Origin of the sequence: Desulfopila aestuarii DSM 18488 (genome assembly GCF_900143695.1) — a bacterium.
Taxonomy (GTDB): domain Bacteria; phylum Desulfobacterota; class Desulfobulbia; order Desulfobulbales; family Desulfocapsaceae; genus Desulfopila; species Desulfopila aestuarii.
In genome coordinates, this window is sequence record NZ_FRFE01000026.1 from 13,174 (window position 1) to 28,035 (window position 14,862).

12 protein-coding genes are annotated in these 14,862 nt (G+C 49.5%); 10 read left to right on the forward strand and 2 right to left on the reverse strand.

Features of this window, described 5'->3' with window-relative positions; all coding sequences use genetic code 11:
* The first annotated feature begins 81 nt into the window (after nt 1–81).
* Entirely contained in the window at nt 82–189 is a 108-nt protein-coding gene (locus BUF15_RS28440; RefSeq protein ID WP_200802434.1) for a DUF262 domain-containing protein, read from the forward strand.
* A 122-nt stretch (nt 190–311) separates the two neighbouring features.
* Here the strand turns inward: BUF15_RS28440 and BUF15_RS27840 are convergent, their stop codons facing one another.
* Nucleotides 312–1,331, reverse strand: a complete 1,020-nt coding sequence (locus BUF15_RS27840; protein ID WP_073615484.1) for a YecA family protein — start codon at nt 1,329–1,331, stop codon at nt 312–314.
* A gap of 173 nt (nt 1,332–1,504) precedes the next feature.
* Nucleotides 1,505–2,374, reverse strand: coding sequence for a DUF72 domain-containing protein (locus BUF15_RS19965; RefSeq protein WP_073615485.1), 870 nt, complete (start codon nt 2,372–2,374; stop codon nt 1,505–1,507).
* A 617-nt stretch (nt 2,375–2,991) separates the two neighbouring features.
* Here BUF15_RS19965 and BUF15_RS19970 point away from each other — a divergent pair.
* From BUF15_RS19970 to BUF15_RS20015, 9 genes are all read left to right on the forward strand, one after another.
* Entirely contained in the window at nt 2,992–4,482 is a 1,491-nt protein-coding gene (locus BUF15_RS19970) for a PAS domain-containing sensor histidine kinase (RefSeq protein ID WP_073615486.1), read from the forward strand.
* Nucleotides 4,469–5,137, forward strand: a complete 669-nt coding sequence (locus tag BUF15_RS19975; RefSeq protein WP_159441338.1) for a response regulator — start codon at nt 4,469–4,471, stop codon at nt 5,135–5,137. The genes BUF15_RS19970 and BUF15_RS19975 overlap by 14 nt, the downstream gene beginning before the upstream one ends.
* 396 nt (nt 5,138–5,533) lie before the next feature.
* Nucleotides 5,534–6,310, forward strand: a complete 777-nt coding sequence (locus BUF15_RS19980) for a substrate-binding periplasmic protein (RefSeq protein WP_084554269.1) — start codon at nt 5,534–5,536, stop codon at nt 6,308–6,310.
* A gap of 432 nt (nt 6,311–6,742) precedes the next feature.
* On the forward strand, nt 6,743–8,398 hold the full coding sequence (locus BUF15_RS19990) for a fatty acid--CoA ligase (protein ID WP_073615490.1): 1,656 nt from the start codon (nt 6,743–6,745) through the stop codon (nt 8,396–8,398).
* 52 nt (nt 8,399–8,450) lie between these two features.
* Nucleotides 8,451–9,587, forward strand: a complete 1,137-nt coding sequence (locus BUF15_RS19995; protein ID WP_084554272.1) for an acyl-CoA dehydrogenase family protein — start codon at nt 8,451–8,453, stop codon at nt 9,585–9,587.
* A 61-nt stretch (nt 9,588–9,648) separates the two neighbouring features.
* The gene (locus BUF15_RS20000) at nt 9,649–10,449 is read left to right on the forward strand and encodes an electron transfer flavoprotein subunit beta/FixA family protein (protein WP_084554274.1); all 801 of its coding nucleotides are present in this window, start codon (nt 9,649–9,651) and stop codon (nt 10,447–10,449) included.
* A 1-nt stretch (nt 10,450) separates the two neighbouring features.
* Nucleotides 10,451–11,467 carry an electron transfer flavoprotein subunit alpha/FixB family protein gene (locus tag BUF15_RS20005; RefSeq protein ID WP_073615491.1) on the forward strand — a complete coding sequence of 339 codons (1,017 nt, stop codon included), beginning with the start codon at nt 10,451–10,453 and terminating at the stop codon, nt 11,465–11,467.
* A gap of 71 nt (nt 11,468–11,538) precedes the next feature.
* Nucleotides 11,539–13,011, forward strand: a complete 1,473-nt coding sequence (locus BUF15_RS20010) for a 4-hydroxyphenylacetate 3-hydroxylase N-terminal domain-containing protein (protein WP_073615492.1) — start codon at nt 11,539–11,541, stop codon at nt 13,009–13,011.
* Between the two features lie 115 nt (nt 13,012–13,126).
* Nucleotides 13,127–14,731 (forward strand): BCCT family transporter, encoded by a 1,605-nt coding sequence (locus BUF15_RS20015; protein WP_073615493.1) that lies wholly within the window; start codon nt 13,127–13,129, stop codon nt 14,729–14,731.
* The last annotated feature ends 131 nt before the right edge of the window (nt 14,732–14,862 follow it).

Sequence of the window (14,862 nt, forward strand, 5' to 3'; positions counted from 1 at the left end):
ATAGGCAAAGGAACCAGAATATAAATGATTGAATCCGTAAATAACTACCTGGTTTCACAACTTTTTGATATTTAAACGGGCGTGGTCTACGCCATTCCCCGTTATCAGCGGGAGTATACCTGGACCAAGAATCAATGGGAAAACCTGTTCGATGATGTGCTGGAAAATAATCCAGTTGGGATCATCTGATTGACGCCCTGGAGGGCTGTATCAAAACTGCGGCTTTCAATTCGCAATCCTGTCTTGTTTTGGACAGCAGTGATTATTCTCTAATGATTTAATGGAGTGAAGGCGGAGTTACAGGGAAATCGCTACGACAGAGTAAAAGTCACAACCTTATCAAGCAATGGTGTCTTTCTCACATCATAATGATCAAGACGACCAGCAGGAGAGGCGGTCGGCAGTACCTCGGCAAGTCCGAAATATCTAAAACAGCGGCGAAAGGTTCGTAATGAATAAATGTTTCGGAGTTGCTCTTCTGCAGTCCGATACGGTTTGTCCTGTACCTCCTTTAGAACATTGGGGAAAGCTTTGAGAAAGATGTCCTCGTAAAATTCTTGTGGCCTGGCTACATCTCCATATTTGCTCAGGATATAGAGCGAAAAGATAAAGGACTGTTGCACGAAGGGAATGTCTTCATACCCATCTCCATAACCCCAGTTGAACTGACTACAATATGCTTGCAGAAGATCCTGGTAGACCACCTCAGGGCCATGTTTGTCCAACTCCTTTCTGTAGGAGGTGCCAATAATAAACTTGCCGTTATATTTGCGCAAAATTCCGCATAGACCAGATAGTAGTCTGAGGCAGTGTAGGTCGTAAAAATCCTCTTCGTTTCGACTCAGTGGTCTTGAGTAGCGATTGATAGGAACACCCTTCTCGGAATAATAGGCGAGGGTGGCCTCTGTGCAGAATTTCCTGGGAAGATTCCCTTTTGCCGTTGCTTTTAAGCCGTCATTGCCAATCGCCTCCATTAGAAGAGATAACAATTTGAGGATAGGAGCGGAAAGATTTGATCCGTTAAGTGCATTGAAGTGTACAAGATCCAGGCTTGAGAACGGATAATGGAGAAACCTGTACATCTGTGAGGAAGACAACCCATGAAAATCTTCTAAAGGTGCAGCATTTTTTTGATTAACGACCTTATCTAACAGCGCCTGGGCTTCTTCCAGTGATGAAAACTCTCTGTGCGCTAATAAATTCTGTATTTTCTGCGATAAAGTTGACGCACCGTTGGCAAACTGATCGCTTTGATGCCGGCCGTGCATGCAGCAGTGTTTATACTTTTTTCCGCTGCCGCAGGGGCAGGGGTTATTTCTTCCAGTAGTCATCGTTGCTTTACCAGGTGAGTTCAGCCATTAACGGCGATTGGTTCGCTACCTTTACCAATGCGTATTGAGTATTCTGATATATTCGGTCAGTCGTTCTAGTTGGAGTTGACCGAACACCAATTCTACGGGATTTTGATCTGCTTTCATAGTGACTTAGGTAAGCCTGATAGATGCTAAAGGTAGTGCATTGCCTCAACGATCCTGGAGATGGTTCTGGGGGCTGAACCTTCGAAATGGTTGTTCACCAAGAGATAGAGCTTCACGTTTTGAGTCTTGAGATCCTCAAGCATTCGGACTAGCATTTTTATGTCCTGATCCTTCGGTGCCACGACCTGACTCCAGTCATCGCCCACAAGTTTCTCAATTTCCTTTCTGTCCGAGCCGTGGAGCCTGATCACCGCCAGTTGCCCAATCTGCTCCCGATACTTCCGATAGACATCGAAAATAGAGGGCATGTAGTAGCCTTGGAGGAATACGTGGTGGAGGCCTGTGGACTTAAGGAAATCGAAGTAGACAGCATTCAGGTAGTTGGGATTACGGGACTCGATGCAGTAAGTGAAACCCTTGGGTAGTTGCTCGATAAACCGCCCAAGCTTGTCGATGAATTCAACAGCTCCTGACATTTTCTGTTTGTTCAGGTACTCGAACTGGAACATCAAGGGTCCCAAAGCATGATGCATGGGCTGCAGAGAATCCAGAAATCGCTCCATTAATTCTATCGACAGAAAGGTTGGGTTTAGCACCAACGGGTCGGACTTGTTTTTGTTGTAGTGGTGGGTAAGGGTAATGCTGTTTGGCACCTTTACGCAAAAGGTGAAATTCTCCGGTACTGAGGCCGCATATTCACTGACTACCTCGATCTTTGGCAGCACGAGTTTATCGCTGGCGAATAGGCTCCAGAACCATTGGTCAACCTCGACCGTGTTGTAGTGGTGGCTGTATTCTTGCAGGTAGTTGGCCGGTTTCCTTTCTGAATAGACCAGGCCTTCCCATGATGGATACTTCCAGCTGCAAGTGCCGATATGAAGACTTTCTACTTTCATGATTGAAAGGTAAGACGGCCAGGCGGGGAACGCAATTATGATGAACGGTGATGCAGTTAGTGGTGTCTAGCTGGAAATTATCTGGCTGATGCCTGACTGATATGTTCACAATGTGCTTGGATGCGCGATAGTTATCTCTCGCTGAGGTTCTGTTGCACTCATAAGAGGTGCTCTTTGGTTATCTTTAGGTTGCAGTTACTCCATTTCTTATCAATTCTCTAGGTTTAGCCTGTCCTGTCCTGTAGGGAATAAGGTCAAAACTGGCTGTCTGTAAAGCTTTTAACATTGCCAACGTATATATTCAGTGAGATTACTGAACGGTTTGGTTTCCACAATTGACAACCTACATGCTTCTGAGGTCAGTCATTTTCATGAATGGTGGAGTTGTCTTCACAATGATCAACCAACTGGGGGGTTGCTTGCCATAGATTGGGGAGGACTACCCATATATCTCTCGTGTCATCTGTGATATAAGAAAAAAAGTGCGACTTCGTAAATCGTAATAAATTGTAGAATGACTACTAGTTGCTAGAGAGTAGACATTTAACCAGCGCAGATCTATTGCAATCATTACCTGGTATAAAATCCCTATGGTTCATGATCAAGAAGAAAAGTCAATGGAATTGCTTAGGAAAGAGTTGGCTAAAAAGGAAATACTCCTTTCAACGTTGAGGCAGTCTGAACAGAAATATCGCCATTTCTTTGAGCAAGCCCCTACCATGATTTTTGTCGTTGATCGGCGTGGTGTGTTCGTGAATATCAATGCTGCCGGGGTCGAAATGCTTGGTTTTCACGAACAGTCAGAAGTAGTGGGGAAACGTTTCGATGATTTTTTCACGGCTGCTGAGGGTGACTTCCGCCGCTACCGGAGGCTTATTGAGGAGAACGGAGCGGTCAAAGATCTTGACGCAAGGATGAAGAGCACCTCGGGTGAAGTACGGGATGTCCAGCTGTCCGCTGCGCTCAGGAAATCGGTAACCGGGAAGGTGAAAGGATATGAGGGGTTTGTCATCGACATTACTGACAGGAAGAATGCCGAGCGAAAACTTGCTGAGTCGGAGATTAGGTACAAGACCGTTCTGGATAACTCGCTGGCTGCCATCTACATGTTTCAGGACGGTGGTTATTTCAGCTATGTGAATCCCCGGATGGTCAGTTTGCTGGGATATGACAACGCCGATGAGATTCTCGGAAAACCGTTCTGGGAAATCATCGCCTCAGATGACCGAGAGACCGTCAAAGCAAGGGGGCTGGAGCGGGAGCAGGGGGAAATCAGTCCTCGCCGTTACACCTACCGAATGTTGAAAAAAAACGGTGAAGAGATCTGGGTGGATATGCGCGCATCGCACGCATCCTATCTGGGGCGGCCGGCGGCGGTGGGTAACTTTATTGACATTACTCGGGAAATAAAAGCTGAGGAGCAGATCCGTTATCTTTCACGACAGTTGATCGATGGCATTGAGGAAGAACGACGCTCGCTGGCCAATGATATTCATGATGAATTCGGTCAGTTCCTCACTTCTCTCCAATTTGAGATAGAGACGCTTACGACCAAAATCCCCTTGGAGTTGACGGAAGCGGGCGATAGTTGTGCCAAGCTTATCTCGCAGATTCAGCTGCTGGCTGACAAGGTGAGGGATACGACCTCAAAGCTCCGGCCCGATCTACTAGATCACCTCGGCCTTGTACCAACTTTGAGATGGCATATCGATGAACTTGTCGCGCGTAGGCCAGAAGTAGAAGTGCATTTCCAGGCTGCAGGGTTGAAAAAGCGGTTGTCAGCCGAGGTAGAACTGGTGCTGTACCGGGTCTTTCAAGAAGGTTTGAACAATATCGCCAAATATGCGAAGGCACGTAATATCCATGTGCAGCTGACCTATAGCCACCCGGATATCATTTTCATCATCCGCGATGATGGCTGCGGTTTTACCATCAATGAGAGCGGTATGCCGGCGAACAGCACGAGACAGGGTATCGGCATTCTGAGCATGAAGGAACGGGTCGCATCACTCAACGGAACGTTGACTATTCGTTCCGCACCAGGAGAGGGAACCGTTTTACGAATTAAAATTCCTATAAATGCAAGGCAGAACAATGAAACCGATTAGTGTATTTATCGTTGACGATCATTCGATAGTCCGGGATGGAATACGTCAGCTGATTGTATCCCAGAATGACATGGAATTCTCTGGAGAAGCTGGCGACGGTGCCGAGGCACTCAAATTGGTGAAGAACGCCAGGCCCGATGTTGTACTCCTCGATATCGCAATGCCAGGGCTCAACGGCCTTGAAACGATCGGTTTGATAAAAGATGCTCTTCTGGATCTCAAAATCGTCATCTTGTCTATGCATTCCAAAGAGAGTTATGTCCAGCAGGCTTTGGGAGCGGGTGCTCTTGGCTATGTACTGAAGGCATCTTCGAGTAAGGATATTCTGAGTGCCATCCGCGCCGCTGCCAGGGATGAGTATTTTTTAAGTTCGAAGATCAGGGCCGGAGTCATAGAATCATACCTCAAATCGAAGAAGCAGGTTCCGGCGGTACGAGGATACGATCTCTTGACCGAGCGTGAACAGCAGATATTTCGTATGATCGTTGAAGGAAAGACCACCAAGGATATTGCCGATATCCTCTGCATCAGCACAAAAACGGTAGAAAAGCATAGAACAAGTGTTACCACGAAGCTAGGGGTACACGGTCGTTTGGAAATGTTGAAGTATGCCATAAAAATAGGCGTAGTCGATCCAGAGCTGTGGATAGAATAAAAGGTTTGCCTCCATGGTCCGATCAAGGAATATGTAGTGCATCACTCTGGGCTCATTAAAAAATATATTATAACAGATTATCTTCATAAGTCTTTGAGCTGTGGGTAGCGGTCGAACTCTTCTTCATTTTCCTTTAAGCTGATGTTCTCCTCTTGACTTCCCCTTATATAGGGGTCCCCTCGCATCAATTGGGTGAGACTCCCCATATACAGACCGCCTGTAATACCTGTAGTCTTTTATCAGGATCATAGCGCCAGCATGATACCATGCAGGCACAATTCTCAGTAAAGGAGGATACTTCCCTGGTATCCCCAAGGAGAAAACGCAAACGGTATTCTGAAATGAAAAAAAATGCCGAGCTATGGTTGAACAACTATTTTTCTACAGAAAGGTGACATGATGAAGAAATTGACGATGCTTTGTCTGGTAATGGTTTTCTCAACCGCAATATGTGTCCATTCAGGAAATGCAGGAGAGAAAGTAACCTTGGCTAATGGCGATTGGGCACCATATTTTGGTGAAAATCTTAAACACAATGGAGTAGTTTCCCGAATTGTTAAGGAGGCTTTTGCCCTTGAAGGAGTTGATGTCGATTATGCTTTCCGACCCTGGAAACGAGGTTTCGAGGAAGCTAAACAAGGGAAACTGGATGGTGCTGTCGGTTGGGTAAAAAATGATGATCGCTTGAAGGATTTCTTTTTTTCAGCACCGATCGCTAAAAATACCAACGTCTTCTTCGTCAAAAAAGGAACAGACTTTTCCTGGAATTCTGTATCTGACCTTGGGAAATATAAGATTGGCGGAATAGTTGGTTTTTTCTACGGAAAAGAGTTCGAAGACGCAGAAAAATCAGGGGCGATCATGATCGATCGTGTGCCAGATGACGAGACAAATTTTAAAAAGCTCATAGCTGGCCGTATGGATTTGATAATTGCAGATTTGGAAGTTGGGTACGATTTAATAAATACAAAAATGGGTGAAGCTGCAGGGCAACTTACCCATAATGCAAAGGCGATTACCGAGGAAGATCTGTTTCTGCTCATGAACAGGCAAAACACCTCCAATGAACAACTCATCGAAACGTTTAACAAAGGTCTTGAAAATCTCCAGACAAGTGGCAAGTCCGACCAGTATTACGAAGAATCTCGCCGCGGGGAATACAGAGTTAAGTAAGTCCATCATGACCTTAAGCAGTTTCTCGGGCTACTGGTCGTTTGTCGTGACCACTTCAACTTGAATTACCTGATGCATGCCAATTCCCCGCCTTTGCTCCTGATTGACCTGTAAACGACAGGTCAATCAGGAAACAACAATGCTGTACATTTTTCTCTCCTTTCTTTTTTGACTTTCCGTTCAGAAATCCTCGAGTACCAGCCTCCTGTTTTAGCCTTGCATCACTCCATCCGCAGTCAAGCCCGATCAGAATATTTACAGCAAAAGACAAAATAGAGGGTCCTTCCCCTTGATATTGGGGAGGACCCCCCATATACCTCCCTGCCCGCATCACGGTATAAGCACATATATCGCAACCGAAACGATCATTGTGAGCGATCATATGGTCATAGCGAGATTGTTTGATCTAGTTTTCAACAGGAGATTTTGAATATGGGTGTAAAAATCATAGAAAAGAGTGCTTCAGCATACACATACCCACTGTTGATTAAAAACATTCTGACAGCCCCTCTTCGTTACGCGCCGGAGCAGGAGATCGTCTACCGGGACAGCCACCGTTACACCTATCGTGAGTTTGCCAAAAGAGTTGCCCGCCTGGCTCATGCCCTTGGTGATATTGGCATCTGTGCCGGAGATACTGTGGCGGTCCTTGATTGGGATAGCCATCGCTATCTTGAGTGCTATTTCGCGGTACCCATGATGGGGGCCATTCTTCATACCCTGAATTTCCGTCTCTCACCTGAGCAGCTTGCCTACACCATCAATCACGCAGAAGATGATGTGATCATCGTCCATCAGGATTTTCTGCCGGTATTCGAGCAGATCAGGCCGCTACTGGGACGGGAGATCAAGGTTGTTTCAATTGCCGAAGGAGAGCAGGAATTCCAACTTCCTGAAGCCGTGGGAGAGTATGAGGAACTTCTGTCCTGGAAAAGCGACGACTACATCTTTCCCGATTTTGACGAGAACGCTGCCGCAACCATCTTCTACACCACCGGTACCACCGGCAGGCCTAAGGGCGTGTCCTTTAGCCATCGTCAGATTGTTCTTCACACCTATGGTTTTATTTCGGGACTCTGTGCCTTTGAGAGTTTTGTGTCGGTGAATTCGGGCGATGTCTATCTTCCGCTTACGCCTATGTTTCATGTACATGCCTGGGGCATGCCGTATCTGTTCACCATGCTTGGAGCCAAGCAGGTCTACCCTGGCAGGTATGAACCTGCCAAAATTCTGGAACTGGTTGCCAGGGAAGGGGCAACCTTTTCCCACTGTGTGCCCACCATCATGCACATGATCTTGAGCGATCCATCTGCTGAAGTCACTGATCTTTCCGGCTGGAAGGTGGTCATTGGAGGTTCAGCACTTTCACAGGGTTTATGTGTCGAGGCTGAAAAACGAGGGATCAATCTCTTTGCCGCCTACGGCATGTCGGAAACCTGCCCTCTCCTCACCATTGCCATCCCCAAAGCCCATATGCTGCAACAGGAGGGCGACCTGACTATCATTAGGTGCCGAACGGGACTGCCGGTGCCAATGGTGGACATGGAAATTGTCGACCCTGACGGTAAACCTCTTGTCCGTGATGGGAAACAGAAGGGAGAGGTTGTGGTTCGCAGCCCCTGGCTAGCTCAGGCATATGTGAAAGACCCGGAAAAGAGTGAAGAACTTTGGCGGGACGGTTGGCTGCACACCGGCGATGTTGGCGTAATTGACCCGGAAGGATATCTGCAGATAACTGACCGCATCAAGGACGTCATAAAGACCGGGGGCGAGTGGATTTCCTCGCTCGAACTGGAGGACCTGATCAGCCGGCATGAAGCTGTAAGCGAGGCTGCCGTCATCGGCGTTCCGCATGAGAAGTGGGGGGAACGTCCAGTCACGCTGGTGGTCCTGAAGCAGGGTTTTGGGAGAGCCGTTACCGAGGAGGAGCTGAAAGAACTATATGAAGAGTCTGCCGAAAGCGGGCTTATTCCAAAATACGGTATTCCGGACCGGGTATTGATCGTTTCTTCCATCGCCAAGACAAGCGTAGGGAAACTCAACAAGAAAGCATTGAGGGAGACATATCGCACCGCCCTCAGCAATTAGGACAGACAGCGTAATGTCAACCTATTCAACAACACGATAAGGAGCAAAAGGCATGATCGATTTCACCTTTACCGAAGAACAGGAAATGTTTCGCAAAGCGGCCCGTGAGTTTGCCGAGACTCAGGTCGCACCCTATGTGGCCGAGATGGAGAAGACAGCCAAGGTTCCGGCCGGACTGGTAAAAGCACTCGGCGAGGCCGAGATGATGGCCATCACCATTCCCGAAAACTACGGAGGCCTCGGGCTTGGTTATACTGCCCGTCTCATCGCTCTTGAGGAGATCAGCCGGGTATCCGTGGCCACAGCTATGATGCTGCAGGTTTTCGCTCTCGGTATTGAGCCGATCATCCTGTTTGGTACCGAGGAACAAAAACAGAAATATCTCCCTGGTCTTGCAACCGGAGAACGCCTTGGCACTGCTGCGGTTACTGAGGCCACAGGCGGTAGTGACCCGACGGGCATCAGGACCACGTACCGTAAAGATGGCGATGACTATATCGTCAACGGTCGGAAATGTTTCATCACCAACGCCCACATTGCCGACACCTTGACCATCTTGGCCAAGAGTGAAGACGATCCCAAAGCCTTCTGCGCCTTTATCGTCGAGAAGGGAATGGAAGGTTTCCGCGCAACCCATGAGGAACACAAGGTGGGTATGCGTGGCTGTAATACCGGCGAGCTGTCCTTTGAAGATCTTCGAATCCCCAAGGAAAACCTGCTGGGCGAAGAAGGCAAGGGCCTAAAAGTCACCATGGCGGCGATCGGCGATGTTGGACGCGGCGGCATGGTTGGCTGCGCGTTGGGACTTCAGGCGGCATGTCTGGCCGAGTCGGTCAAATTTGCCAATGAGCGTATTCTTTACGGCAAACCAATCAGCAAGCTCGCCACCATCCAAAGCAAAATCGCTGAAATGCGGATCGATCTGGAGGCCGGACGCCTCCTTGGTTACCGCGCAGCCGCCCAGCATGACGCCACCGGTCGGGCCAGCAATGAGTTTGCGGTTGCCAAATACTTCACCACCGAAGCGGCCCAGAAAGCTGCGAAGATCGCGGTAGATATCCATGGCGGTTACGGCTGTATGGAGGAGTACGCCGTGAGTAAATACCTGCGCGATGCGGCGGTTGTAGGGCCTTCTGCCGGTACCTCCGAAATCATGAAAGTGATCATTGCCAGATGGACGCTTGGCTAAGAAATGAGTTCGGGCCGGCATTACTGCCGGCCCTCACCGAGTGAAGTGAAGGAATATCCGAATGATGAACATCGTAGTGTGTGTAAAGGCAGTACCTGATCCAAAAATGGCGGATAAGATCAAAATCGATCCTGTGACCAAGACCCTGGTACGGGAAAATATTGACCTGGTCATTAACCCGCTGGACAGGAATGCTCTAGAAGCTGCATTGCAGCTGAAGAAAACGAATGGCGCCCATATCACCGTACTCAGCATGGGACCTCCGATGGCAGGCAATATTGTCAAAGAGTGCCTGGCGTTAGGGGCCGATACCGGCATCCTTCTTTCGGACCGGGCATTTGGCGGTGCCGATGCCTATGCCACGGCCTATACGTTGGCCAAAGGTATCGAGAAAATTGGTGCCTTCGACGTGGTTTTCTGCGGTATGGCCAGCAGTGACGGTGCTACGGAATGGGTCGGCCCTCAGGTCGCGACATTTTTACGGATCCCGGTAGTTACCATGGTGCATGAACTTATCGAGGATGAGGGTGCGGATTGGCTGGTGAGAGCGGCATGGGAAGAGGGATATCGAAAGGTTGCCATCCGTCTGCCAGCCCTTTTCACCGTAGCGCGGGATCTCAATCAACCAAAGAACCTCAGTTTTTCTGGCATACTCAAGGCCAGAAAGAAGGAGATTACCTCCTGGAGTATTGATGATCTTGGGGTCTCGCCGGATTCGGTTGGTTGCAAAGGTTCACCGACCATTGTCGGCGATTTCGGTACGCTGGAAACCGGGCGATCTGTCGAATTTCTTGAAGGCACCGCTGAAGAGAAGGCAGAGAGACTGGTGCAAATCTTGACCGATTCAGGGGCTATCGCTTGATATGACAACGGAAATAAAAAATCACAATGGCGCGGTTTGGGTTCTTGCTGAACAAAAAAACGCCAGTCTCCAGGCAGTCTCCCTACAGCTCACAGGTAAGGCCCGGCTGTTGGCTGATCAGCTTGAGGTCCCCATGGAGGTAGTTCTTTTTGGTGACAACCTTGAAGCGTCGGCAAAAACACTCATCGCCGCGGGAGCGGATACCGTTTATCTGGCTGAATCTGCCGAGTTGGCGGGATACCAACCGGTAATATACGCGGATATCTTCGTTAACCTTGCCAGGACAAAACAGCCGGACATTGTGCTCATGGGTTCGACCTGCATGGGCAGAGAGCTGGCACCGATACTGGCCGCTCGACTGGAAACCGGCCTGACGGCGCATTGCATCAACCTTGTCCTGGGCGAGAATAACATACTGAACCAGCAGATACCCGCCTATGGGGGACTCATTTCCATTCTCTGTCCCGCAAGAAAGCCACAGATGTCGACCGTGGCCGGTGGGGTTTTCCCTACCCCGGAGCTGAACCAATCTCGCAGCGGCACGATTAAGCGTTTGGAGGTCAATATAGCTCAGGATCCACGGGTTAGGGTAGTCGAGATCGTCAAAGAGGAGCGCTACGAACAGTCGCTAGATGCAGCCGAGTTCATTGTGGCAGGCGGCGCAGGGACCGGCGATCTGGAGGGGTGGAACACGCTTAAAGAGCTTTCCCGTGTGCTGAACGCAGGCCTTGGCTGTACCAGGCCTGTGGTGGATGAAGGGTGGGCTGAACTCGAAACAATGATTGGCCAGAGCGGAAAGATGGTCAGTCCGAAATTTTACCTGGGAGCTGGTTTGTCTGGCGAACTGCAGCATATGGTCGGCATCAAGGGAGCCCAGTTGATGATCGCCATCAACAATGACCCTAAATCGCCAGTATTTGAGCAAGTGGATTATGGGGTTGTTGAGGACTGCAGCACCTTTATTCCGCTTTTACTGGAAAAACTCAAAGAATCCGGACTAAGGCACACAAGCTCCTGAAAATGCACTGACCATAGAGATATCTTGGTTTTGGAATAAATAGATAATCATCCTTTAAAGGAGTACCGATCATGGCAATCAAGAACAGAGACGACTATTTGCAGGCCTTAAAAAAGATGAGACCAAACATCTATAAATTCGGAGAACGTATTGAGGATGTTACCACTCATCCAGCGACCCGGCGGACGGTTGAGAGTCATGCTATAGCCTATGACGGCGCCAATGATCCGAACCTGCAGAAGATGTTCACCACTACCTCAATGTTCACCGGTGAGAAAATTCATCGCTGGAACTCCATGATGCAGGAAGAAGGACACCTGATCAGCAACATGCGACTCAAGCGGCAGAACTACCGCCGCACCGGCACCTGCACTGGCGGGGTTTGCGTTGGCTGGAATGCCCAGAACGTGATGTGGGCTGTCACCCATGAAATTGATGAGGCAAACGGCACCAACTACCAGGAACGGCTGAAAAAATGGATTCTCCACGCTGAAGAAAACGGTCTGACCGTAGCCGGAGCGCTCACCGATGCCAAAGGTGATCGCAGTCTGTCACCGTCAAAGCAGACGGAACCGGATACTACCCTCCATATCAAGGAAATTCGCGAAGACGGTATCATTATCCGCGGCGTCAAGGCGATGATCTGCAGCACCGCTGCTGCCCAGGAAGTTTTTCTGCTGCCCGGTAGTGTCTATGGTGAAGACGATAAAAACTGCGCGCTGTCCTGCGTAGTACCTCGGGATATAGAAGGGCTCACAGTGGTTGAGGCCACCCGGCCTAGTGATCAGCGGGAATTTAATGAGTCGGGCATCCAAGAAGTCCCCGATACCGGCATCACTCAAGGCTGGCTGTTGTTTGACGATGTCTTTGTTCCGAACGACAGGGTCTTCATGTGCCATGAGTACCAGTTCACCAGCAAGGTCATCACCTATTTCACCGCTAATTATCGGGCCTGCATCGGGGCGTGCGTTGCCGGACAGGGTGATGTGATGATCGGTGCCTCGATCCTTATGGCCCGGGCTAATGGTCTGTCATCGAAGACGTTTATGAGCAAGCTGGTAGATATGTCTGTCAACAATCAGGTCACCTTCGGCCTGGGCGCCGGTGCCCTTGCCATCGGCAAAAAGCATCCATCGGGAACCTGGATCGCCGATTCGCTCACCGCACATACTAACAAGGTTATGGTCGCTACCCTGCCATATGAGGTGAAGCGGCTAACCCAGGAGATCGGCGGCGGCATTGTTGAGACAGGTTGCATGCCTTCATCAAAAGATCTGGATAGCCCGGAGTACGGCGAGATGCTGAGAAAGGTCATGAAGGCTGGGTCTTGTTCCACCGAAGCGCGGGTCAAGGCTGCCAGATTGTCCGAGTGGCTGACTCTGGGTGGTGGTATTCCGGGCTGTATGCACGGTGGCGGTTCACCGGATGGGGCAAAGCTGGTCGTGCGTTTCACAACCCCTATGGAGGAGTATGTGGATTACGCCAGAAAGATCATGAATATCGAAGAGGAGATCCAGGATCCCCAGAAACCCTTAAAAAAATAAGGGACTGTAGGAAAACAGCATGGATTTGTTGTAACGTTATTTTAGAGGGTGGTGAGAAGTGATTTCGAGCTGCCCTCATCACTTGAAAAAACGCAGGGTCTCACAGGAGGAGCGTATGGCAGGCAAAACAAGTGGTACTTCGGCCGAGATAGATAAAGGTATTTTCTTGCCGGGGATCATAACAATTCTCGCGGTAGTGGTGTTTATGATCGTTTTTGAAGAGTCATCCAAAAAGGTCATAGATGTCGTTTTTAATTTCTGTACCGATCAGCTCGGTTCGCTCTATCTGTGGTTCGGCGCGTTTGCTCTCGGGTTTTGTGGGTGGCTGGGTTTCGGCAGATACGGCAACGTTCGGCTCGGTGGACCTGATGCAAAACCGGAGTTCAGCCGCTGGAGCTGGATCGCGATGTTTTTTTGTTCGGGCATAGGCACCTCACTGATCTACTGGGCCACCATCGAGTGGACCTATTATTACACCTCACCGCCTTTTGCCGGTATTGAAGCAAAATCCCAGGCAGCGGCGCAGTGGGCCGCGATGTACCCCATTTATCACTGGGGTCCGATCGGTTGGGTACTTTATCTGCTCTGTGCCTTCCCCATCGGTTATGCCTACTATAACAGAAATATGCCTTCTCTGCGTTTATCCACCGGTTGCGCCGGAGTTATCGGCGAGAAAAATGCGAAAAACGGTATTGGCAAATTTATCGATATCTTGATGATTTTCGGCCTGGTTGGTGGTACCGGAACCAGCCTTGCCTCCGGCACCCCGATGCTCGCTGAAGCTGTCAGCCAGATGCTTGGTGTTGCCCATACTCCTATGGTCGATATGGCGGTTGTAGTTGTCTGGACCGCTCTATTTACTACATCGGTTACCCTGGGCCTTAAAAAGGGCATTAAAGTCCTCAGTGATATCAACGTTATTGCCGTATTCGTTTTGTGTGCCATTATCTTCGTATTCGGACCTACGGCTTTTCTGATTAGCATGTTCACCGACAGCATGGGTCTGATGCTGGATAACTTTGCACGGATGTCCTTTTACACCGATCCTGTCGGGCGCAGCATGTTCCCGCAGTGGTGGACTATTTTCTACTGGGCCTGGTGGATTGCCTACGGACCATACATGGGTATTTTCATCGCCAGGATTTCCAAAGGCCGTACTTTCAGGGACCTGGCTGTGACGGTTACCCTCGCCGGTGCAGGCGGTTGTGCATTGTTCTTCATGGTCTTCGGCAATACTGCCATGTACTACGAGCTGAATAATATTTATCCCGTTCTTGCCACCATTAAGGATCAGAGCGCGTCTGCCGCCATTCTTGGTGTGCTACATCAGATGCCGCTTTGGTACGTAGTTCTGCCGCTCTTTGTCCTGGTTGGTTTTGTTTACTCGGCAACCACGGTTGATTCGTCAGCCTATGCCATCGCCGTTGTCGCTTCCAAAGATACCCATGGGGATCATGAGCCTAACCTCGTTAATCGTGCCTTCTGGGCCATCGCCCTTGGTGCCATCGCCCTGGTGCTTATGAAGTTGGGCGGACTTGGACCGTTGAAAACTGCCAGCATCGTCGTCAGTGTTCCTTTGATCGTCTTGATGGGTATCTCCGTTGTTTCCCTGCTGCGATGGCTGAAGGAAGACCAGGCTGATCTCGTTCATGCCAAATCAACAGTAATAGCCGAACGCAACAAAAAAGCGACTGCGGCAGCTGAAGAAACCAAGAACTAATCTGCCACTTCATGGCTGCTTTCCGGACCTGTTCCGGAGAGCAGCCTGGCAATGTCTGGTCAACAACAGTATCCCCAGAGTCATAGAAAAAAACAACTCCATTCCTCGGTCAATCCGATATCCACGGCAGG